Raw genomic sequence first — 19,927 nt, 5'->3', positions numbered from 1 at the left:
ATCGGAGGAAAGGCAGGTGTAAAAAGGTGACGACAAACAGCTTACTCATTATTGATTTCGAATTTACAATGCCTGATGGAAAGTACAGTCCTCAAAACTTCTTCCCGGAAATCATTGAAGCTGGAATTGTAAAGTCGATTGATGATGAAGTGGTTGAGACGTTTTCTAGCTATGTTAGACCGAAAAAGTTCCCGAAGCTTACGAAACGCTGCAAATCATTTTTAAAAATAACCCAAAAACAGGTAGACGAAGGAATGAGATTCGAGGATTTCATCCGTAAACTAAACGAGCTGGATCCTGAGAAAAACAGCACAATAATTACGTGGGGAAACATGGATATGAAAGTGCTGAAACAAAACTGTATGTTTAACCATATCCCTTTCCCGTTTAAGGGAGAAATGAGAGATTTATCGCTTGAATACAAAAACTTTTTTGGAGACCGGACATTGACGGGTTTATGGAAAGCTGCCGAAGAGTATGGAGATTCCGGAACCGGCACCCATCATAAAGCGCTTGATGATGCTCTCACAGCATATAAACTTTTTAAGCTTGTTGAGCAGGATAAGCAGTATCTCGAAAAGCCAAAACCGCCCACAATCGGCGAAAGAATCGATTTAACCGAACTGTTGAAGCGCGCGACGTAAAAAACCCAATCTTTTGTCAGACTGGGTCATGGCAGGTTAAAATATTCTTTTTCTAAAATATCCAGATTATGTAGGGAGCGCTTTGCCCACTCCGAACCATCCTCATTCAACTTGGCTCTCAGCTGTGCTGTCGCCTCCCGCAGAGATTCGGTATAATCCGGCACTTCACCGTCATAAGGCTTCACCATATGGTGGGGGATATTGGTCTGTTCACCATATGCAAGCGCTTTTCTCTCATGAAAAAATGGCACATCCGCCTGTTTTGGATGATGAAGGTCTCCCTGAGCGGGATGGGTAAGAACTGCTTTCACTTTCACTAAATAGTGTTGCGGCCTGCAAGCTGTGATTTCTCCTATGTATACACCTGTTTTGTAAAATCCTTTAACGATAGAGCCTGTCTCAAACGTGCTCATCTGTCATCACCTCGCATTTATTCTATTAAAGTTCCAATCGATTTGCTAGTGAGGAAGATCAGCGGGAAGCTTAATGGTCACCGTAGTGCCTTTCTGGAAGCTGCTGTTAAATGAAATGGTCCCGTGATGATGTTCAATAATGGAAAAGGTTACGGTGAGGCCGAGTCCCGTTCCGTTCGTTTTTAAGGAATAATAAGGTTCGCCGAGTTTTTGCATTTGATGGTCTGTCATCCCGACCCCATTGTCTGTGATGTTAATCATGATCGTATGGCCGTTTCTTTTGGCTGATATGTGGATCATCCCCTTCCCATGAGGAACCGCTTCAATACTGTTTTTCATCAGGTTGATGACAGCCTGCTTCAGCTTTGTTGCGTCTCCGTATATCAAAAGGTCCGACTCTGTTTCAGCCTCGACGGTTACTGACTTGTAATTGGCGTACGACACCATAAGGGAGCTTGTCTCTTTGATAAGGGCTGATAGGTCAAAAACCTCTTTTTCGTATAATTGCTGTTTGGCCATATCGAGATAGTTTGTAATAATGCCTTGCGCCCGGTCAAGCTCTGACAGTACAAGCTTTTTGTAATCTGCACTCGACTTGTTTTGTAGGGTTTCATCATTAAAAAGCAGCTGGACAAACCCGCGGACAACTGTCAGCGGATTCCTGACCTCATGGGCGACGCTCGCTGCCAGTTCACTCACAATCGTCATTTTTTCAGAATGGATAAGCTGTGAGCGCAGGGCGATATTTTCGGCGATGCTTTCGATAATATAGATGCTTAATAGAAGAACACTGGAGCGGAAAAGCCCTGAGACTGCCGCCTCGTAAAGGAAAATTCCTGATTTTTGAAAATTTAAAATATTCAAGGCGGAAAGAATCCAGCTTGAGGCGAAAAATAGGAAAATCTCCACGCAGCTGATCAATAAAGACAGCAGCAGTTTTTTCGCTTTGGACATGAATGGCCATTTTTTCTGAAATAAGATTGGGATAATGATAAGAAAAGGCAGCAAAGTGAAAACAAACATTGCGGAAGGTTCGTAAAAAAGCAGTTCAAAACATAGGACAGATGCGGCGACTGTAAGTCCGGAAGCGGTACTAATGTAAAATAAACAAATGATAACGGGAATCATCTGAAGGCCGTATTGTATGTAGTCCATTTCATGAATCGGGAAAATAATGCATAAAACGGAGGCGCCGCAGGCGAAGAGCGTGACCAAACCGCTGTTTATTTTTGGCACAAGAATCGCAGGTTTTCCAAGCCAAAACACTTGGTAAAGAAGAATAGGAAACAAAATAAAGCAGATGTGCAGAAGATAGTCTTTTAGAATTTCCATTCGTGTGAAATCCTTTCGTATAAAATATGAATCTATTATAACACTAAATATTAGAAGTAAAATATAAAATTCCTTTATTAAGAACGCCTTTACAAATGAAGACGTAAAGGCGTTTACAGCTATATTTACGATAATGCGGCTTTGATGCGGCGCAGGCCGTCCTGCAGGGTTGCAAGAGAGCATCCCGCGTTCAGGCGCATAAATCCTTCTCCGCCAGGCCCGTATTTCGTCCCGGGCTCTAAAATAACTTTTCCTTTTTTTAGCATTCTTTGCTGAAGCTCTGCATCGGACAAGCCGTAAGCGCTGAAGTCGAGCCAAATCAAGTATGATGCATCCGGCTTCATCATTTTGACCTTTGGCAGCTCGGTGCTCAAAAAGGCTTCCGCTTCGTTCATGTTTTTCTCAATGTAAGTGATCAATTCATCAAGCCACGGTCCGCCTTTTGAATACGCGGCTTCGATTGCAGTGACGGCAAACGCGTTCAGTCCGCCTAAACCATTTCGCTGAAGGCTTGCGGAAAACTTGGCGCGCTTCAGGCGATCCGGAATAATGATCGCTGAAGCCTGCAATCCGGCGATATTAAATGTTTTGCTTGGAGCAGCACATGTTACGGAAATATCAGCGAAATCGTCAGAGAGCGAAGCGAACGGCGTGTGTTTATGTCCGTACAGCATTAAATCGGAATGGATTTCATCCGATACAACTGTGACGCCATGCTCAAGGCACAATTCGCCTAGCTTCAGTAAATCTTCCCGGCTCCATGAACGCCCAGAAGGGTTATGAGGATTGCATAAAATAAACAATGTAACGCTTGGGTCACTAAGCTTTGTCTCCAAATCTTCAAAATCCATTGCATATGCGCCGTCTTTTTCTAGCAGCGGATTATGTAAAATGTGCCGGCCGTTTTTCTCCACCATATGGTAAAAAGGCGTATAAACTGGAGGCTGAACAACTACTTGATCGCCCGGCTCCGTAAAAGCTTGTACCGCCATGCTCAAAGCTGTTACAACGCCGGGGCTGAATGTGATGCTTTCCGGATTTACCTTCCAGCCGTGCCTGTTTTGCATCCATCCGCACACAGCATCCTTCGTTTTTTGATCTGGAGTTGTATAACCAAAAATACCGTGGTCAAGACGCTCTTTTAACGCTTCAGTTATCGCTTCCGGGGCGCGAAAATCCATATCTGCCACCCACATCGGGAGGGCGTCTGTCACGCCAAATAATTCGCCTGTTTTATCCCATTTGACCGATTGGGTGCCAAGGCGTTCTTCTCGTTTATCAAAGTTCATTCTGTTACCCCCTCATGTATGTTTATTCTTCTAAGCTTCACTATGATAAGATAGAACTGCAAATTTTATTATAAGCGGTGATGAATATGGAAGAAAGTCAAGCGGTCAGGGAAATGATTAAGATTATTGCCAAATGGGACCCGTTTAAATATGGAGAAGAGTTTTACGAAACGGAGGCTGTTGATGTCGTGCAGGCAGTCTATGATGAAAACGATCCCGACTTGCTGGCGAAAAGCATTCAGCAAATATTTGAAACTTCTTTTGAACAAACGCTGCCGATCGCCAGCTGCCGGGAAGTGGCAGGCCAGCTTTTATTCATTAAAAACAGCAGCTCCTGCACGCCTTAATTAACCGGTTCAGCACCGGTTTTTTTAATTGATAAAATGAGCAATGTGTTCAGAAACAAGTTCAGGCCGTTCTTCAGGCACCAGATGTCCGGTCTGGCCAAGTGAGTACAGCTCGGAATTAGGCAAATCCGCGTGCAGCCGTTTACCGATCTCCATTGGGACAATTCGATCCTCCTCGCCCCAAATCAATAGAGCAGGCTTGTTCATTTTCTTCAATTGCTCGGGTTCTAAATCTCCTTCTCTGTGGCGGATAAACCTTGTCATGGCTTTGAAAATCTGCTCGTCCTGAAACGGTCTGCCATAGCCGTCAATCATCTCCTCATCAATCAGCGATTTGTCATGCACCACATTTAATAAATTTTTCATCACGCCTTCTTTCGAGAGCCAGCGTTTGATGTAAAGATGAAAATACGGGATATGGGTCCCGAAAATGATCGTCGGGTGTGAACGTTTTAAATACCCTGAACTGCAAAGCAGCACAACCTTTGAAAAAAGCTCAGGTTTTTGGAGAGCAGCAGACAGCGATATCTGCCCGCCCATAGAATGCCCGACAAGCACAGCCTGTTTCACTTGCAAGTGCTCCAAAATTCCAATGACAAGCTTAGCAAGGTTTTGATAGGTATAAATAAACGTTCTTGATTTTTCAGATTGGCCGAAAGGAGGCAAATCAAGCGCGATGATGTCGTACTTGTCCCGAAGGAGAGGAATTACTTTTCTGAAGCTGAATGCAGATGATAAAAAACCGTGTACGCAGACCAGCGTTTGCCTGCCGGGATTTTGATAATGTTCGTAGTATACATTGACTCCATCGACCGTAAACCGCCTTATTGGTGAAACCGCCTCCATTCTGTGTCACTCCCTTTTTTTGATGGTTGTATTATGCCCTGAAATTGTCAATTCTAGCGGAAGTTTCTCCTCGTTTTTTCTTAGCATTCGTCAAAAAACGTGATATAATGTCATGAGATTTCTTGACATTGCAAAGGTGTGAATCAAATGAAATTGACAGAAAAAGAAACAGAAATATTAGAAATTTTAGACGAAAACAGCCGCGCCGATTTAGAAACAATCGCAAAGATGGCGGGCATCCCTGTAAATGAAGTAAAAACAATTATTGACAAACTGGAGAAAGAAAAGGTTATTATTGATTATTCCGCTATGATTGATTGGCGAAAAGTAGACGGACATGAGGGCGTTACGGCCATGATCGACGTCAAAGTAACGCCGAAGCGGGGCGTCGGTTTCGATGAAGTGGCGGAACGGATTTACCGATTCCAAGAGGTTGAATCAGTTTACCTGATGTCAGGCGTATACGATTTGTCTGTCGTGATTCGCGGCAATTCGATGTCTGACGTAGCGCGTTTTGTTTCGGATAAACTGTCAACGCTTGATTCAGTTGTATCTACGACAACCCATTTTATCCTGAAAAAATACAAGCATGACGGCAAAGTGTTTGAAACAGGAGACGACGACAAAAGAATCGTGGTGTCACCGTAAATGACTTCGTATTTATCAGACTATGTACAACAAATAAAACCATCCGGCATCCGCAAATTCTTTGATTTGGCGGCAACGATGGAAGGCGTCATTTCTTTAGGCGTCGGCGAGCCTGATTTTGTCACCGCGTGGAATGTCCGCGAAGCAAGCATTCTCTCTCTTGAACAAGGATATACGTCATACACGGCCAATGCGGGTTTATACTCATTGCGGGAGGAAATCAGCCGTTATTTGAGCAACAGGTTTGATCTTAGCTACTCGCCAGATAATGAGCTGATTGTGACAGTGGGGGCAAGTCAGGCTTTGGATATTGCGATCCGCGCCATTGTGAATCCAGGTGAGGAAGTCATCATTCCTGAGCCATGTTTTGTGGCGTACGATGCGCTTGTTTCTTTGGCAGGCGGTATCCCGGTTCACGTTCATACAACGGCAGACAAAGGATTTAAAGCAACGGCTGCTGATTTTGAAGCGGCAGTCACTGAAAAAACAAAGGCCATTCTCATCTGCTCACCATCGAATCCGACAGGTTCGGTTTATTCGAAGGAAGAGCTGAATGAGATTGCTGAGTTTGCCAAAAAACATGATGTCATCGTTTTAGCCGACGAGATCTACGCGGAGCTGACATATGATGAGGAATTTACAAGTATAGCGGCATTACCGGGAATGAAGGAACGGACGGTAGTCATCTCAGGCTTTTCAAAAGCATTTGCAATGACGGGCTGGAGGCTCGGTTTTGCCGCGGCACCATCCTTGCTTCGGGATGCAATGCTTAAAATTCATCAGTATGCGATGATGTGTGCGCCCGCAATGGCGCAGTTTGCCGCCCTTGAAGGCCTGAAGAACGGCATGGAAGACGTAGAAAAAATGAAAAAAAGCTATCGAAGAAGACGGAATCTGTTTGTAGAATCGCTCAATGAAATCGGTCTCAGCTGTCATCATCCGGGCGGCGCTTTCTATGCTTTTCCATCTATTAAAAGCACGGGAATGAGTTCAGAACAGTTTGCCGAGGAGCTACTGACGCAGGAAAAAGTGGCAGTTGTTCCTGGAAGTGTGTTTGGTCCGAGCGGTGAGGGATATATCCGTTGTTCATACGCCACCTCGATTGAACAGCTTCAAGAAGCGTTAGTCAGAATGAAACGCTTCCTGCACAAAACAACATAAAAAAAGATACGAACCTTTTGTTCGCATCCAATAAAAGGGGGGAATACTAGAAAGCCTTTGGTATTTTCAGTTTACCCCCTTTTTGCTGTGTATAAACCTGATTTTTTTATGAAAAAGTTTTCTTTGCGGAAATAAGACATGTGTGATATAATTTTAAATTGCGTATAAACAGATATTTAATTTAACTTAGGAGTTGTTATGAATGGCAGCAAAATTTGAAGTGGGCAGTGTTTACACTGGTAAAGTTACAGGATTACAAGCGTATGGTGCGTTTGTTGCATTAGATGAAGAAACTCAAGGTTTAGTACACATTTCTGAAGTGACTCACGGTTTCGTAAAAGATATCAACGAGCACCTTTCAGTTGGCGACGAAGTACAAGTAAAAGTACTTGCTGTTGATGAAGAAAAAGGCAAAATCAGCCTTTCAATTCGTGCGACACAAGCTGCGCCTGAGAAAAAAGAAAGCAAACCAAGAAAACCTAAAGCTGCTCAAGTAAGCGAAGAAGCTTCTACACCACAAGGTTTCAACACATTAAAAGATAAGCTTGAAGAGTGGATCGAAATGTCCAACCGCAAAGACCTTATCAAAAAATAAGCATGAAAAAAAGCACCGGACAGGAATGTTCGGTGCTTTTGATTTCATGCAAAATCCTATTTCAGATTGATATCCTATCGCATTTCAGGATTTGCTGCTTCTTCACGTGATCTTTCCTCGTTTGGCTTAAATAGCAGACCGAGGTTGATTAAGCCGGCGATTCCGACAAGTCCGTAAATGATTCGGGAAAGAGCTGACCCTTGGCCGCCGAAGATAGCCGCTACTAAGTCAAATTGGAAAAATCCGATCAGTCCCCAGTTAATGGCGCCAATGATGGTTAATACAAGACAAATTCTTTGAATGGTACTCATGTTTTGCAACCTCCTCCATGAATTATTAAAACAGTTATAGATTGTGACATATTGGAGAATCTATACATGCATTCTCCATATGAGGGAAGCTGGCCTGCCCTCGCTTATATCAGCTTCTTTCCCAGCATCTTGCAAAATAAAACCATCTGGTATGCTGATCGGTGAGAGCTGATTGCTTTACATGTGGTGAGGACATTCTGCATAATAAAAAATCTAAGGAGGAGATGTCATGCAAAACTTTACATACTGGAATCCGACCAAATTAATTTTCGGGCGCGGCGAAGTGGAAAGACTTCCGGAGGAACTCAAACCTTACGGAAAAAACGTATTGCTTGTGTACGGAGGCGGCAGCATTAAACGCAGCGGCCTGTATGATCAAGTGATTGAACAGCTGAATAAAGCCGGAGCTACCGTGCATGAATTAGCAGGTGTGGAACCGAATCCTCGTGTGTCGACTGTTAATAAAGGTGTTGCCATCTGTAAAGAACAAAACATTGATTTCTTGCTGGCTGTCGGAGGCGGAAGCGTAATCGACTGTACAAAAGCGATTGCCGCAGGAGCGAAGTATGATGGTGATGCGTGGGATATCGTTACGAAAAAGCATCAGCCAAAAGATGCTTTGCCATTCGGAACGGTATTGACTCTCGCTGCAACTGGTTCAGAAATGAACTCAGGATCTGTTATTACAAACTGGGAAACAAAAGAAAAATACGGCTGGGGCAGCCCGCTCGTATTCCCTAAATTTTCGATTCTTGATCCGGTGAATACATTCACCGTACCTAAAAACCACACGATCTACGGGATGGTTGACATGATGAGCCACGTATTCGAACAATACTTCCATCATGTATCAAACACGCCGTATCAGGACCGCATGTGTGAATCACTTTTGCGTACAGTCATTGAAACAGCGCCTAAGCTGATCAATGATCTCGAAAATTACGAATTGCGTGAGACGATCCTGTACACAGGAACAATCGCATTAAACGGCATGCTTTCTATGGGGGCAAGAGGGGATTGGGCTACTCATAATATTGAACATGCAGTATCAGCCGTTTATGATATTCCGCATGCCGGCGGACTGGCGATTCTGTTCCCGAATTGGATGAGACACACATTGTCTGAAAACCCTGCCCGCATGAAACAGCTTGCAGTTCGCGTGTTTGATGTTGAAGAAGCAGGTAAAACGGATGAAGAAATTGCCCTTGAAGGTATCGATAAGCTGTCCGCATTCTGGACAAGCCTTGGCGCTCCGAACCGTCTTGCTGATTATGATATTAATGATGAGCAGCTTGACACAATTGCTGACAAGGCAATGGCTAACGGTACATTCGGCCAATTTAAATCACTCAACAAAGAAGATGTGCTGTCAATTTTGAAAGCATCACTATAAAAAAAGGGGAAATAGCCGTTTGGCTGCTTCCCTTTTTCTTTTTTGTCAACTTATGTTACAATGGAAAATCTGTTTTTTACCAGCATCATTTGGAGGTTTTACTATGGAAAATTTCACTTATTATAATCCGACAAAGCTGATTTTTGGAAAAGGTCAGCTTGAACAATTAAGAAAAGAATTCAAACGATACGGCAAAAATGTACTGCTTGTTTACGGGGGCGGCAGCATTAAACGCAATGGCCTTTATGATCAAGTCACAGGCATTTTAAAAGAAGAGGGCGCTGTTGTTCATGAGCTGTCAGGTGTAGAGCCGAACCCGCGTCTTGCGACAGTGGAAAAAGGCATAGGACTTTGCAGAGAGCATGACATTGATTTTCTGCTTGCTGTCGGCGGAGGCAGTGTGATTGACTGTACAAAGGCAATCGCAGCTGGCGTCAAATACGATGGCGACGCTTGGGATATTTTCAGCAAAAAAGTAACAGCGGAGGATGCGCTGCCGTTTGGCACTGTTTTAACTCTTGCTGCAACAGGCTCTGAAATGAACCCTGATTCCGTGATTACAAACTGGGAAACAAACGAGAAATTTGTATGGGGCAGCAATGTCACTCATCCGCGTTTCTCTATTTTAGACCCTGAAAATACGTTCACCGTTCCAGAAAATCAAACAGTATACGGCATGGTTGACATGATGAGCCACGTATTCGAACAATACTTCCACAATGTTGAAAACACGCCGCTTCAGGATAGAATGTGCTTTGCTGTTTTGCAGACGGTCATCGAAACAGCTCCTAAGCTTCTTGAAGATCTGGAAAACTACGAACTTCGTGAAACGATTTTGTATGCTGGTACTATTGCTTTAAACGGCACGCTCCAAATGGGATACTTCGGTGACTGGGCTTCTCATACAATGGAACACGCTGTTTCAGCTGTATATGATATTCCGCACGCGGGCGGTTTGGCAATACTGTTCCCAAACTGGATGAGATACACGCTTGATACAAATGTAGGCCGTTTTAAAAACCTTATGCTCAACATGTTTGACATTGATACTGAAGGCAAAACAGATAAAGAAATTGCGCTTGAAGGAATCGATAAACTGTCTGCGTTCTGGACAAGCCTCGGTGCACCTTCTCGTCTTGCTGATTACAATATTGGAGAAGAAAAGCTTGAGCTGATTGCTGATATCGCAGCCAAGGAAATGGAACACGGCGGCTTCGGCAACTTCCAAAAATTGAACAAAGATGACGTGCTTGCCATCCTTCGCGCGTCTCTATAAACCCAAAGGGCGGAATCCAGTCATTCCGCCCTTTCTTCTTGACTTGATTTCACAGATAAGTTCATATAAAGTGAAAGATGAAAACATTATACCGTTATGGAGGGACAAGCAATGACGCATGTACGCTTTGACTACTCAAAAGCGTTGACTTTCTTCAACGAACATGAACTTACATATCTGCGGGACTTTGTAAAAACAGCACACCATAATATCCATGAAAAAACAGGCGCGGGCAGCGATTTTCTAGGCTGGGTGGACCTCCCTGAACATTATGATAAAGAAGAATTCGCGCGCATCAAAAAAAGCGCGGAAAAAATCAAATCTGACTCTGATGTCTTGCTTGTTGTCGGCATCGGCGGTTCTTATCTTGGAGCGCGGGCAGCGATTGAAGCGCTGAATCACGCGTTTTATAACACTTTGCCAAAAGCAAAACGCGGCAATCCGCAAGTCATTTTTATCGGGAACAACATCAGTTCATCTTATATGAGAGACGTCATGGATCTTCTTGAAGATGTTGACTTCTCTATTAATGTGATTTCTAAATCAGGTACGACAACTGAACCTGCAATCGCTTTCCGTATTTTCCGCAAGCTTCTTGAAGAGAAATACGGTAAAGAAGAAGCGAAAGCGCGGATTTATGCAACAACTGATAAAGAGCGCGGCGCATTAAAAACGCTTTCTAACGAAGAAGGCTTCGAATCATTTGTTATACCTGACGATGTCGGCGGCCGTTATTCAGTTTTAACAGCTGTAGGTCTCTTGCCGATTGCTGTCAGCGGCGTCAACATTGATGACATGATGAAAGGCGCCCTGGATGCGAGCAAAGATTTTGCAACATCTGAACTGGAAGATAACCCAGCATACCAATATGCGGTTGTTCGCAATGTCCTTTATAATAAGGGCAAAACAATTGAAATGCTCATCAACTACGAACCGGCGCTTCAATACTTTGCGGAATGGTGGAAGCAGCTGTTCGGAGAAAGCGAAGGGAAAGATGAGAAGGGCATTTATCCTTCTTCAGCGAACTATTCAACAGACCTTCATTCTTTAGGCCAGTATGTACAAGAAGGCCGCAGAGATTTATTCGAAACGGTCCTGAACGTAGAGAAGCCTAAACATGAACTGACAATTGAGGAAGCGGATAACGATCTTGACGGCTTGAACTATTTAGCCGGTAAAACTGTTGATTTCGTTAACAAAAAAGCATTCCAAGGTACAATGCTTGCCCATACAGACGGAAATGTTCCGAACTTAATCGTTAACATTCCTGAGCTGAATGCATATACTTTTGGATACCTTGTATATTTCTTCGAAAAAGCCTGCGCGATGAGCGGTTACCTCCTTGGCGTCAATCCGTTTGACCAGCCTGGTGTAGAAGCGTATAAAGTCAATATGTTTGCGTTACTCGGCAAACCTGGCTTTGAAGAGAAAAAAGCAGAGCTTGAAAAACGTCTGGAAGATTAATGTGAGAAAGCTGACTGGCATTTGCCGGTCGGCTTTTTATAAAATCAGAAAGGTGCTGATGTTCATGAAACAATTGGTTAAACATCTCATCATTGCCGGTTTTTCTGCAGCTATTTTAAGTTTCCTTATCTCCTTTGATGCCGTGTATACGGAGTTTTCTTCAAGCTTTGGCGGCACGCTGTCACATGTTTTCATCCACGCCTTTCTTCTCATTGGTTTGCCGCTTGCCCTTTTTACCGATGCGGTACATCGGATTTTGCATTTAAAACGAACCCATACTCTTTTCACTAAATTAGGACTCTATGCAACGGTTGTTTATGTGTCTTGGGATTCAGCTGTATGGCTTGCAGCGGCAATGGCTGTTTACTTCTTAATTGAATGCGCTTTCTTTTCTGTTGGCGGCGCGAAAGAAACAACGATTTCCATGTAGGCGCCTCTGAATGAAGTCTTGTTCGGCAGGACAGGATAAGTGAAAAAAGGGGCATTCTGATGATACCAATACCTTCCGCGATAGATGGGCAGTCTTTTCTGCTTCAAGAACTGGAACAAGTGATGAAGCCGCTCGGTTATGTGATAAACGGCGGCTGGGAATACGATCATGGCTACTTTGATTATAAAATTGATGATAGAGACGGCTATTTATTTTTAAGAATTCCCGTCAATGCGGTACAGGGCAGTCTCGATGAACGAGGGGCGGCCGTCCGGATCGGAACGCCATTTATGCTGAGACAGGTGTTTCAGGCGGATGTTGACGATCACGCCGAGGGAGGGCCTTTCCAATCACTGTTTAATCAATTTTCCGAACCGGAAAGGCGGGACGCGGAAATTGATCCGGCATTTTTGGATATCGGCGCCTCTCTCGTGAAAGAATTGGAGGATGTTCTGTTACACTAGATAGCAAGGAATTGGTCTGTTTCGAGCACCTTGTATGTAAGAGGAGGGGAAATCATCGGCCCCTCCTCTTTTTGTACGCCTATAATTGTTGTGTTGTGATCAAGGAAATAGAGAACACAGGTTTTGTAAGCCGCTCCCTTTAGTTCGTCAGGAACAGCAAGAAGCTCCACATGCTGATCAAGTGTCAGCTTGATTCCGTTCTGCTGTTTAGACGGCCGTAACTTGACTTGGTAATGCTGCAGCATCGCCCGGCTGATAAATTCTGAAGTTCCGATGATTTGGTTTGCGCCTGCCCGCTCCGCATTGGTGACAAAACGGTCAGTCAAAATCTCGACGATGCAGTAAGCAAGGGGATTAAGCCCTTTAACAGATAAAAGAGTCAGCACTGACAGCATATCAGCATCAGTTTCACTTTTATACTGATCGGCAGTAATCATCACTGATTCCGCTTCAGTAATATTGGCCCGTTTCAGTGTCCCATCATCGGCAGCGTGCCCGCGTATGAAATGAACGTTTTCAATAAGCGGGCCTTCTGTTAAGGATTCATCGATTAGTACGACTGTTTTGGAAGGGGCGGCAAGCTGAAGGTCCTTCAAAAGCCGGTTTGTTTTTTCATTCCACCCGATCAGAATGATGTGGTCCCGGCCTTTGTAAGCAACTTTTCCTTCGATGTAGCGATGCTGTCTGCTGAATGCGGCCGCTGATAACGTAGCGAAATACGCTGTGACAAAGCTTGCTCCGCTCAAAATCAGCAGTATTCCGGCTGCCTGTCCCAGCGGCGTGTGCGGCACATAGTCTCCATAACCGACTGTCGAAACCGTAACGACAGCCCACCAAATGCCTTCGAATACCGAAGTGAACTGCTTAGGCTCAAGTATATAAATGATTTGGCCGAACAAAAGAATCAGACATAAAATAATAACCCCGATTCGGATAAATAACGGCCACCTGAGCCATGAAATAAATATCCGATTTGATTTCATTCTTTTTCTCCTTCTTCAGATACTGAGATGGATAAAATCTGTTTAATAATTGTATTTAATTTCTCATTTAGCTTTTCCTGGCCGTACTTATCTCGGGCCTGCTTCATTAACTCGGCTGTATCATCATCAAGCTGAATAAGCGGTTCATCAATTTCCGATTCATTATACAGCTGGATAAACGCGTCCAGTCCTTCATTCATTCGGTCGATTGCTGTGCTCAGCTGTTCCTTTTCCTCACTCGTCACTTTCATAGCTTCCATCACACCCGTGCTTTTTTTCTAACAGTATGTCCCACTTCCGGTGATGTTTTTCAAAAAATGTACAAAACATATAAAACCGGATTTCTCCATAAACTAAAACAAAAAGGATGAAAAAGATGACGATCTTTCAAAGAACGATCGTGGTTTTAATCGGTACGCAGCTGGCGGCATCCGCGGTGATTTTGTTTATTTTCGATTTGAATTCATATAATCACTTTTCCGGAAGCTTCTCCTGGCTTCATTTTCTGAAAGAACTGGCCGGCAGTTTCGCCTTTTATTTGTTTTCAGCAGGCCTGTTCTTTTTGCTGATTGGATTGTGTGCTCCAAGCCGGAAGAAAAAGCGCATTTCTGTACACGGGAAAGAAAACTCATTAAAATAATCGTAATAGAGAAATGATCATGGAAAAAGGATGATGAAAAAATGCTGTTTATATTTTTAACAATAGCCGCATTGGGATTGTCGTTTTGGGCACAATTTAAAGTAAAGAGCAACTTTGAAAAATATTCAAAAGTGGAAGCCTCAAGCGGACGTACAGGGGCAGAAACGGCAAGACGGATTTTAGATATAAACGGTCTTTACGACGTGCCGGTCGAACCGGTAAGAGGCACTTTAACAGACCATTACGACCCGACAAGACGGGTGGTGCGTTTATCTGAGCCGGTCTATTACGGCCGCTCAATTTCCGCCATATCCGTAGCTTCCCATGAAGTCGGACATGCCTTGCAGCATCAGGAGTCATATGGTGCGCTTGTGCTGAGACATAAAATCTTCCCAGTCGTGAATTTTGCATCCGGTGTAGCTCCTTTGCTTTTCTTAGGAGGCATGCTTCTCGGCAGCCTGAATTTGATCGGGCTTGGCATCATACTGTTTTCAGCGGCTGTCTTTTTCCAGCTGATTACATTGCCTGTCGAATTCAATGCAAGTTCACGTGCGAAGCAGATTATTGTGTCAGAAGGATTCATCCGAAACAATGAAGAAAATGGGGTAAATAAAGTGCTGAGTGCTGCTGCCTTAACGTATGTGGCCGCCGCCCTGGTTTCCCTGTTTGAACTACTTCGTTTTGTGATGATTTTCTTAAACGGTCGTGATGAGAATTAACGTTAAGGAGGTGGCCCCTTACCATTTATGGTAAGGGCTTTTTTTGCTTATTTTACAATTGATCGCCATTTTTGTTTTGATTGGCATTACGGCTGTTTTCGTTGCAGCGGAATTTGCGATCGTCAAAATCAGAGGTTCAAAAATCAATCAGCTCATCGAAAGCGGTGACAGCCGAGCGCTAGCCGCACATAAAATCATCTCCAATCTTGACGAGTATTTATCAGCCTGCCAGCTCGGGATTACGATTACAGCCCTCGGCCTTGGGTGGCTTGGTGAACCTACATTTGAACGTTTTCTTCATCCCTTATTTACAATGACAGGCATGCCGGAACCGTTTAACCACATTGTCACATTTGTAGTTGCATTTATCATCGTCACTTTTTTGCATGTGGTGATGGGGGAGCTTGCCCCGAAAACGGTTTCTATTCAAAAAGCTGAAGCTGTAAGCTTATGGATTGCAAAGCCGCTGATCTGGTTTTATAAAATCACGTACCCGTTTATTAAAGCATTAAACGGCTCTGCAAGCTTTCTTGTGAAATTGTTTGGCTTTCATTCAGTAAAGGAGCATGAGGTTGTCATCAGCGAAGAGGAACTAAGGCTGATCCTTTCTGAAAGCTATGAAAAGGGAGAAATCAATCAGTCTGAATTCCGCTATGTAAATAAGATTTTTGAATTTGACAACCGGGTAGCGAGAGAGATTATGATTCCGCGGACAGAAATTGCGGTTATCTCTCTGGAGCAGTCGCTTGAAGAGGCGATTCATCACATCATTAATGAACGGTATACGCGCTACCCTGTCATCAAAGATGACAAGGATCATATTTTAGGGATCATCAACAGCAAAGATATGTTTAAAGCTTATTTTCTCGGCCAGCCGATAAAGCTGAATCAAATCATGAGGCCCGTTATCAGAGTCATTGAAAGCATTCCTGTTCAGCAGCTTTTAATCCGCATGCAGAAGGAGCGGATTCACATGGCGATTCTCGTAGATGAATACGGGGGAACGGCGGGGCTTGTCACTGTAGAGGATATTATAGAGGAAATCGTCGGGGAAATCCGCGATGAGTATGATCAGGATGAAACACCGCACATCCTGAAAAAGGGCGAGCACCATTATGTGATGGATGGAAAAGCGCTAATAGACGAAGTGAATGACCTTCTCGACATTGCGATTGAAAATGAAGAAATTGATACGATTGCAGGCTGGCTTCTAACGCAAAAAATGGAGCTGAAAGCAGGGGATGTGATACACGCGGAGGGCTGTGAATTTAAAATCCTCGACGCCGAAGATCATCACATCCGTTTTGTAGAAATTAAAAAAACTGATTTTTGATAAAAAACAGCCGGGGAACAAACGGCTGTTTTTTGTGTCATCAAGTCATTTCTTAAAAAGCAATGCTGTAAAGCCTTTTTTCTACATAGGATATATAAGATGGACACTGGGAAGGAGTGGCTGTATGAAAAAGTCTTGGTGGAAGGAAGCCGTTGTTTACCAAATTTACCCCCGCAGTTTTAAAGATTCAAATGGCGACGGAATCGGGGATATTCAAGGAATCAGATCCAAGCTTTCTTACATAAAAGAGCTGGGCGCTGACGTCATATGGATTTGCCCGCTGTATGATTCACCGAATGCCGATAATGGCTATGATATCAGGGATTATCAAAACATATTAAGCGAGTTTGGCACCATGGAAGATTTTGACGAGCTGCTTGGTGACATTCATGATCTGGATATGAAGCTGATTATGGATCTCGTGGTGAACCACACAAGCGACGAACATCCATGGTTCATAGAATCCCGTTCATCCATACACTCGGAAAAGCGCGACTGGTATATTTGGAAAGACGGCAAAAACGGAAAAGCGCCCAACAATTGGGAAAGCATTTTCGGCGGGCCGGCTTGGGAGTATGATCAAAAGACAAGCCAGTATTATCTGCACCTTTTTGATAAAAAACAGCCTGATTTGAATTGGGAAAATGAACAGGTGAGGAATGCCGTTTATGACATGATCAATTGGTGGCTTGATAAAGGAATTGACGGATTTCGGGTGGATGCCATTACGCATATTAAGAAAAAAGAAGGGTTTCCCGACATGCCGAATCCAAAGGGGCTGGACTATGTCCCTTCCTTTCCTTATCATATGAATGCTGACGGTATTATGGATTTGTTAACAGAGCTGAAGGAAAACACATTTTCCCGCTATCCGATTATGACAGTTGGTGAAGCAAACGGCGTCGCTGCAAAAGAAGCAGCTGATTGGGCTGGAGAAAAAAACGGCATATTCAGCATGATTTTTCAATTTGAGCATCTCGGCCTGTGGGATGTAGAGATCAATGAAAGTATTGATATCGTTGCATTTAAACGAATTTTAACTGACTGGCAGGACAGTCTGGAAGGGATCGGCTGGAATGCTTTGTTTATGGAGAATCACGACCAGCCCCGTTCAGTTTCTGTGTGGGGAGACGACGGAGTGTACCTGAAAGAAAGTGCAAAAGCGCTTTCCGCTGTTTATTTTCTCATGAAAGGCACACCGTTTATTTATCAGGGACAGGAACTCGGGATGACGAACGTGGCTTTTCCATCTATTGATGACTATGATGATGTCGCGATGAAACGCCTGTATGAAACCAAAACGGCGAAAGGCACATCACACGAGGATGTGATGAAGATTGTCTGGAAAAAGGGAAGAGACAATTCGCGAACGCCGATGCAATGGAATGCTGGTCCATACGCCGGATTTTCTGAGGCCAAACCGTGGATCGGAATCAATGAGAATTACAAATGGCTGAATGCCGAGGCGCAAAAAAACGATAAAACATCCGTTTACCATTTTTACAAAAGCTTGATCAAGCTGCGCCAAACATATGATGTTTTTATTAACGGGACATACGAGCTCATTGTACCGGAAGATCAGCAAATCTTTGCATATCTTCGGAAAAACGAGAGCCATACTGCACTGATTGCGGCCAATCTGACAGGAACACCGGCGTTGTTCAGGCACTCTGGATTGCCATTGTCATCAGATGCACTCGTCTTGTCAAATATTGAAACAGAGCCGCACAAGCATATGACATCAGTACTCTTAAAGCCGTATGAAGCAAGAATATATCTATGGTGCTAAACTCCAGCCTTAGACTGGAGTTTTTTTGTTTTATCGGGTTTATGAGAGCGGTTTAACAGGAAAAAAAAGAACACAGAACGAATTAAGCGATGAGAGCGGACAAACGAAAGGAGAAACAAATGCTGAAAACACTGCAAATCAAAACAACCAAACGAGATGAAATGATAGATATCACCCGGGAGGTGGAAGCGTTTCTTCAAGAAACAGGTATAACGAGCGGCGCAGCGCTGATTTACTGTCCGCATACGACTGCGGGCATTACAATTAATGAAAATGCCGATCCGGACGTCAAAAAAGATATGCTCAGAAGGTTTGATGAGGTATATCCGTGGGAACATGAGCTGGACCGCCATATGGAGGGCAATACAGCTGCACACATGAAGTCGAGTACAGTCGGAGCTTCACAGCATGTCATTGTGGAAAACGGCCGGCTTATTCTTGGAACGTGGCAGGGCATTTATTTCTGTGAATTTGACGGCCCTCGCACCCGGACATGCTATATCAAAATGATGGGATAATAGGCTGTTTTTTTGACAAAAGCATGATCGCTGAACAAACGCCGATAGCCGGAGGGCTTGTCACACCCGCCCCGGCTGCCGCTTTATCGAATGAAGGCGCGCTTGGCATTCGGCTATCTCAGTCACGACATGTTCAAAAAGCTAATCCATATGCGAAATAAAAAGGAAAGCCTGCATGAGGGATAGTCAATCAATGGATGTAAACGTACCGAGCTTTGCCGAACGTAACTTGATAAACTGAGGTGACAGATATGAACATTCTTCAATATTCTTATAAAAAAAGAGGGAAAATTGAGTTTGTATTTGAAGGCTGGCCTCACTCAAAAGTTACAATGGTTCCTATCAAAGGCTACTATTTTGTCCGCTTTATCAAATGGAGCAGCCAGGATCCAATCGTGACAAGAAATGACCTTGAAAAAATGGAGTGGGCTGCGAACCAATATTTCGGCACAGCCCCCTTCTATCGAAAACGAAAGGCATTTGAAACCCCATCGTCCGGAAAATAGGCGATGGGGCTTTTTAGCGGACGATGCGGAAAAGAGACGGAACATCCAGTCTGGTCGCCTGAGACAGAAGGTAGGCTGACTGTAAGGCTCCTTTTTTCCTAAAAGAATTCAGCTTATCAATAATTTGCTGTCCGTTTAAGATTCCAAGACCATGGGCAAAATATTTATCTTCCCCCAGTAAAATTACATTTTCGCCTCTCCATTGCGCCTTTTGCGGATCAAATTCAGGATTCTTAAAATACAAACAATCTCCAAGGAAAAAGTGGTGTCCTGTTTCCGTATATATCGGCAATTTCTCATAATGCCAGTCATATAAAATAATTCTGTCAAAGCTGGCATTGAATTTATCTTCTCCGATTGTATCGATTAAGGCCAAGTAATAAATGATAACGATTGCGGTTGCACATTCAAACGCATAAAACGGGCCGTTCTCTGCAATGTCCCGAATCGCTTTTGAAGGCGGCATTCTGTATTTCAGCTCCAAGGCGCCCTCCGGTGAAACCCTCCAATACGTTGTATTCCCGTATGTTTTTAAAAAAGTGGCAAACTTCGCCCCGCTTTTGTGCAGCGTCTTTGCCGCTGCTACAATATTCATCCGCAGTTTAAGCTCAAACATCAGTTCAGCAATTGAATGATAATCAAACTGAACAGGCGTCTCAATCATCTCTTTTAACAGCGGATTCAGATTTTGATCAATCTGCCAATTTTCAATATCCTGGGGACGGAGCAATTGTCCTGATACAATAATCATGTTTAGCCCCCCCTTGTTTTTTATAAGATATGCAAAGAGCTTGGGCAATGAAAGTTAAAAAGGCAGAAGACAGCT

At 43.8% G+C, this 19,927-nt stretch carries 26 protein-coding genes; 18 read left to right on the top strand and 8 right to left on the bottom strand.

Annotation, left to right across the window (positions count from 1 at the left end; genetic code table 11):
- Nucleotides 1-26: 26 nt before the first annotated feature.
- A complete protein-coding gene (gene kapD / locus NYE49_RS16055) occupies nucleotides 27-644 on the top strand; it encodes a 3'-5' exonuclease KapD (RefSeq protein WP_003228846.1) in 618 nt (205 codons plus the stop codon).
- Nucleotides 645-670: 26 nt separating this feature from the next.
- On the opposite strand, the gene kapB is transcribed toward kapD, so the two are convergent.
- The 3 genes from kapB to patB all read right to left on the bottom strand — a co-directional run bounded on the left by kapB (nucleotide 671) and on the right by patB (nucleotide 3,678).
- Nucleotides 671-1,057, bottom strand: coding sequence for a kinase-associated lipoprotein KapB (gene kapB / locus NYE49_RS16050; protein ID WP_047183103.1), 387 nt, complete (start codon nucleotides 1,055-1,057; stop codon nucleotides 671-673).
- A gap of 45 nt (nucleotides 1,058-1,102) precedes the next feature.
- Nucleotides 1,103-2,389, bottom strand: a complete 1,287-nt coding sequence (gene kinB / locus NYE49_RS16045) for a sporulation sensor histidine kinase KinB (protein WP_123373894.1) — start codon at nucleotides 2,387-2,389, stop codon at nucleotides 1,103-1,105.
- Nucleotides 2,390-2,514: 125 nt separating this feature from the next.
- On the bottom strand, nucleotides 2,515-3,678 hold the full coding sequence (gene patB / locus NYE49_RS16040) for a cystathionine beta-lyase PatB (RefSeq protein ID WP_123373895.1): 1,164 nt from the start codon (nucleotides 3,676-3,678) through the stop codon (nucleotides 2,515-2,517).
- A gap of 86 nt (nucleotides 3,679-3,764) precedes the next feature.
- On the opposite strand from patB, the gene NYE49_RS16035 reads away from it, so the two are divergent.
- Nucleotides 3,765-4,025, top strand: a complete 261-nt coding sequence (locus tag NYE49_RS16035; protein ID WP_032726785.1) for a YugE family protein — start codon at nucleotides 3,765-3,767, stop codon at nucleotides 4,023-4,025.
- Nucleotides 4,026-4,049: 24 nt separating this feature from the next.
- Here NYE49_RS16035 and NYE49_RS16030 read toward each other — a convergent pair whose 3' ends face one another.
- On the bottom strand, nucleotides 4,050-4,871 hold the full coding sequence (locus NYE49_RS16030; RefSeq protein WP_021480485.1) for an alpha/beta hydrolase: 822 nt from the start codon (nucleotides 4,869-4,871) through the stop codon (nucleotides 4,050-4,052).
- 147 nt (nucleotides 4,872-5,018) lie between these two features.
- Between NYE49_RS16030 and NYE49_RS16025 the strand changes: the two genes are divergently transcribed.
- From NYE49_RS16025 to yugI, 3 genes are all read left to right on the top strand, one after another.
- A complete protein-coding gene (locus NYE49_RS16025; protein ID WP_009968070.1) occupies nucleotides 5,019-5,519 on the top strand; it encodes an Lrp/AsnC family transcriptional regulator in 501 nt (166 codons plus the stop codon).
- Nucleotides 5,520-6,680: an aminotransferase gene (locus NYE49_RS16020; protein ID WP_003228862.1), complete on the top strand. Its 1,161-nt coding sequence runs from the start codon at nucleotides 5,520-5,522 to the stop codon at nucleotides 6,678-6,680.
- A 202-nt stretch (nucleotides 6,681-6,882) separates the two neighbouring features.
- On the top strand, nucleotides 6,883-7,275 hold the full coding sequence (yugI, locus tag NYE49_RS16015; RefSeq protein WP_003228864.1) for a S1 domain-containing post-transcriptional regulator GSP13: 393 nt from the start codon (nucleotides 6,883-6,885) through the stop codon (nucleotides 7,273-7,275).
- 74 nt (nucleotides 7,276-7,349) lie between these two features.
- Here yugI and NYE49_RS16010 read toward each other — a convergent pair whose 3' ends face one another.
- Nucleotides 7,350-7,586, bottom strand: coding sequence for a DUF378 domain-containing protein (locus NYE49_RS16010; RefSeq protein ID WP_003220771.1), 237 nt, complete (start codon nucleotides 7,584-7,586; stop codon nucleotides 7,350-7,352).
- 229 nt (nucleotides 7,587-7,815) lie between these two features.
- Here NYE49_RS16010 and NYE49_RS16005 point away from each other — a divergent pair, with 229 nt between their 5' ends.
- From NYE49_RS16005 to NYE49_RS15985, 5 genes are all read left to right on the top strand, one after another.
- On the top strand, nucleotides 7,816-8,979 hold the full coding sequence (locus tag NYE49_RS16005) for an iron-containing alcohol dehydrogenase (protein WP_003228869.1): 1,164 nt from the start codon (nucleotides 7,816-7,818) through the stop codon (nucleotides 8,977-8,979).
- 103 nt (nucleotides 8,980-9,082) lie between these two features.
- Nucleotides 9,083-10,255: an iron-containing alcohol dehydrogenase gene (locus tag NYE49_RS16000; RefSeq protein WP_003228872.1), complete on the top strand. Its 1,173-nt coding sequence runs from the start codon at nucleotides 9,083-9,085 to the stop codon at nucleotides 10,253-10,255.
- Between the two features lie 111 nt (nucleotides 10,256-10,366).
- A complete protein-coding gene (locus tag NYE49_RS15995) occupies nucleotides 10,367-11,719 on the top strand; it encodes a glucose-6-phosphate isomerase (protein ID WP_003243401.1) in 1,353 nt (450 codons plus the stop codon).
- 58 nt (nucleotides 11,720-11,777) lie between these two features.
- Nucleotides 11,778-12,149 carry a hypothetical protein gene (locus NYE49_RS15990; RefSeq protein ID WP_342411026.1) on the top strand — a complete coding sequence of 124 codons (372 nt, stop codon included), beginning with the start codon at nucleotides 11,778-11,780 and terminating at the stop codon, nucleotides 12,147-12,149.
- Between the two features lie 59 nt (nucleotides 12,150-12,208).
- Nucleotides 12,209-12,613, top strand: coding sequence for a YugN-like family protein (locus tag NYE49_RS15985; RefSeq protein WP_003228878.1), 405 nt, complete (start codon nucleotides 12,209-12,211; stop codon nucleotides 12,611-12,613).
- Here NYE49_RS15985 and kbfO read toward each other — a convergent pair.
- Together kbfO and NYE49_RS15975 are read right to left on the bottom strand one after the other, a co-directional pair.
- Nucleotides 12,610-13,596, bottom strand: a complete 987-nt coding sequence (gene kbfO / locus NYE49_RS15980) for a potassium channel protein KbfO (RefSeq protein ID WP_015384493.1) — start codon at nucleotides 13,594-13,596, stop codon at nucleotides 12,610-12,612. The genes NYE49_RS15985 and kbfO overlap by 4 nt on opposite strands.
- Nucleotides 13,593-13,847, bottom strand: coding sequence for a protein mistic (locus tag NYE49_RS15975; RefSeq protein ID WP_041054306.1), 255 nt, complete (start codon nucleotides 13,845-13,847; stop codon nucleotides 13,593-13,595). Before NYE49_RS15975 ends, kbfO begins: the two co-directional genes overlap by 4 nt.
- A gap of 125 nt (nucleotides 13,848-13,972) precedes the next feature.
- Between NYE49_RS15975 and NYE49_RS15970 the strand changes: the two genes are divergently transcribed.
- The 8 genes from NYE49_RS15970 (at nucleotide 13,973) to NYE49_RS15935 (ending at nucleotide 19,101) form a co-directional block, all read left to right on the top strand.
- Nucleotides 13,973-14,236 (top strand): membrane protein, encoded by a 264-nt coding sequence (locus NYE49_RS15970; protein ID WP_015483620.1) that lies wholly within the window; start codon nucleotides 13,973-13,975, stop codon nucleotides 14,234-14,236.
- A 41-nt stretch (nucleotides 14,237-14,277) separates the two neighbouring features.
- Nucleotides 14,278-14,955: a zinc metallopeptidase gene (locus NYE49_RS15965; RefSeq protein ID WP_003228889.1), complete on the top strand. Its 678-nt coding sequence runs from the start codon at nucleotides 14,278-14,280 to the stop codon at nucleotides 14,953-14,955.
- A 43-nt stretch (nucleotides 14,956-14,998) separates the two neighbouring features.
- Nucleotides 14,999-16,288: a hemolysin family protein gene (locus tag NYE49_RS15960; protein WP_038828450.1), complete on the top strand. Its 1,290-nt coding sequence runs from the start codon at nucleotides 14,999-15,001 to the stop codon at nucleotides 16,286-16,288.
- A 124-nt stretch (nucleotides 16,289-16,412) separates the two neighbouring features.
- Complete coding sequence (locus tag NYE49_RS15955; RefSeq protein ID WP_342410424.1) at nucleotides 16,413-18,077, top strand: alpha-glucosidase; 1,665 nt, start codon at nucleotides 16,413-16,415, stop codon at nucleotides 18,075-18,077.
- 25 nt (nucleotides 18,078-18,102) lie between these two features.
- The gene (locus NYE49_RS15950; protein WP_003243642.1) at nucleotides 18,103-18,237 is read left to right on the top strand and encodes a hypothetical protein; all 135 of its coding nucleotides are present in this window, start codon (nucleotides 18,103-18,105) and stop codon (nucleotides 18,235-18,237) included.
- A complete protein-coding gene (locus NYE49_RS15945) occupies nucleotides 18,197-18,595 on the top strand; it encodes a secondary thiamine-phosphate synthase enzyme YjbQ (RefSeq protein WP_003243483.1) in 399 nt (132 codons plus the stop codon). The genes NYE49_RS15950 and NYE49_RS15945 overlap by 41 nt, the downstream gene beginning before the upstream one ends.
- 23 nt (nucleotides 18,596-18,618) lie before the next feature.
- On the top strand, nucleotides 18,619-18,756 hold the full coding sequence (locus NYE49_RS15940) for a hypothetical protein (RefSeq protein ID WP_268556271.1): 138 nt from the start codon (nucleotides 18,619-18,621) through the stop codon (nucleotides 18,754-18,756).
- 90 nt (nucleotides 18,757-18,846) lie between these two features.
- Nucleotides 18,847-19,101 (top strand): hypothetical protein, encoded by a 255-nt coding sequence (locus NYE49_RS15935; RefSeq protein WP_003244393.1) that lies wholly within the window; start codon nucleotides 18,847-18,849, stop codon nucleotides 19,099-19,101.
- 13 nt (nucleotides 19,102-19,114) lie between these two features.
- Here NYE49_RS15935 and NYE49_RS15930 read toward each other — a convergent pair whose 3' ends face one another.
- On the bottom strand, nucleotides 19,115-19,852 hold the full coding sequence (locus tag NYE49_RS15930; protein ID WP_015384485.1) for a protein-glutamine gamma-glutamyltransferase: 738 nt from the start codon (nucleotides 19,850-19,852) through the stop codon (nucleotides 19,115-19,117).
- Between the last annotated feature and the right edge of the window lie 75 nt (nucleotides 19,853-19,927).

The sequence above is a fragment of the Bacillus sp. FSL L8-0358 genome (genome assembly GCF_038593095.1).
Lineage (GTDB): Bacteria > Bacillota > Bacilli > Bacillales > Bacillaceae > Bacillus > Bacillus subtilis.
This window is presented reverse-complemented; position numbering and strand designations above follow the sequence as displayed.

Coding starts and splice junctions, on each gene's coding strand:
- kapB (WP_047183103.1), bottom strand. CDS start 1,057: ATGAGCACGTTTGAGACAGGCTCTATCGTTAAAGGATTTTACAAAACA.
- kinB (WP_123373894.1), bottom strand. CDS start 2,389: ATGGAAATTCTAAAAGACTATCTTCTGCACATCTGCTTTATTTTGTTT.
- patB (WP_123373895.1), bottom strand. CDS start 3,678: ATGAACTTTGATAAACGAGAAGAACGCCTTGGCACCCAATCGGTCAAA.
- NYE49_RS16035 (WP_032726785.1), top strand. CDS start 3,765: ATGGAAGAAAGTCAAGCGGTCAGGGAAATGATTAAGATTATTGCCAAA.
- NYE49_RS16030 (WP_021480485.1), bottom strand. CDS start 4,871: ATGGAGGCGGTTTCACCAATAAGGCGGTTTACGGTCGATGGAGTCAAT.
- NYE49_RS16025 (WP_009968070.1), top strand. CDS start 5,019: ATGAAATTGACAGAAAAAGAAACAGAAATATTAGAAATTTTAGACGAA.
- NYE49_RS16020 (WP_003228862.1), top strand. CDS start 5,520: ATGACTTCGTATTTATCAGACTATGTACAACAAATAAAACCATCCGGC.
- yugI (WP_003228864.1), top strand. CDS start 6,883: ATGGCAGCAAAATTTGAAGTGGGCAGTGTTTACACTGGTAAAGTTACA.
- NYE49_RS16010 (WP_003220771.1), bottom strand. CDS start 7,586: ATGAGTACCATTCAAAGAATTTGTCTTGTATTAACCATCATTGGCGCC.
- NYE49_RS16005 (WP_003228869.1), top strand. CDS start 7,816: ATGCAAAACTTTACATACTGGAATCCGACCAAATTAATTTTCGGGCGC.
- NYE49_RS16000 (WP_003228872.1), top strand. CDS start 9,083: ATGGAAAATTTCACTTATTATAATCCGACAAAGCTGATTTTTGGAAAA.
- NYE49_RS15995 (WP_003243401.1), top strand. CDS start 10,367: ATGACGCATGTACGCTTTGACTACTCAAAAGCGTTGACTTTCTTCAAC.
- NYE49_RS15990 (WP_342411026.1), top strand. CDS start 11,778: ATGTTCATGAAACAATTGGTTAAACATCTCATCATTGCCGGTTTTTCT.
- NYE49_RS15985 (WP_003228878.1), top strand. CDS start 12,209: ATGATACCAATACCTTCCGCGATAGATGGGCAGTCTTTTCTGCTTCAA.
- kbfO (WP_015384493.1), bottom strand. CDS start 13,596: ATGAAATCAAATCGGATATTTATTTCATGGCTCAGGTGGCCGTTATTT.
- NYE49_RS15975 (WP_041054306.1), bottom strand. CDS start 13,847: ATGAAAGTGACGAGTGAGGAAAAGGAACAGCTGAGCACAGCAATCGAC.
- NYE49_RS15970 (WP_015483620.1), top strand. CDS start 13,973: ATGACGATCTTTCAAAGAACGATCGTGGTTTTAATCGGTACGCAGCTG.
- NYE49_RS15965 (WP_003228889.1), top strand. CDS start 14,278: ATGCTGTTTATATTTTTAACAATAGCCGCATTGGGATTGTCGTTTTGG.
- NYE49_RS15955 (WP_342410424.1), top strand. CDS start 16,413: ATGAAAAAGTCTTGGTGGAAGGAAGCCGTTGTTTACCAAATTTACCCC.
- NYE49_RS15945 (WP_003243483.1), top strand. CDS start 18,197: ATGCTGAAAACACTGCAAATCAAAACAACCAAACGAGATGAAATGATA.
- NYE49_RS15940 (WP_268556271.1), top strand. CDS start 18,619: ATGATCGCTGAACAAACGCCGATAGCCGGAGGGCTTGTCACACCCGCC.
- NYE49_RS15935 (WP_003244393.1), top strand. CDS start 18,847: ATGAACATTCTTCAATATTCTTATAAAAAAAGAGGGAAAATTGAGTTT.
- NYE49_RS15930 (WP_015384485.1), bottom strand. CDS start 19,852: ATGATTATTGTATCAGGACAATTGCTCCGTCCCCAGGATATTGAAAAT.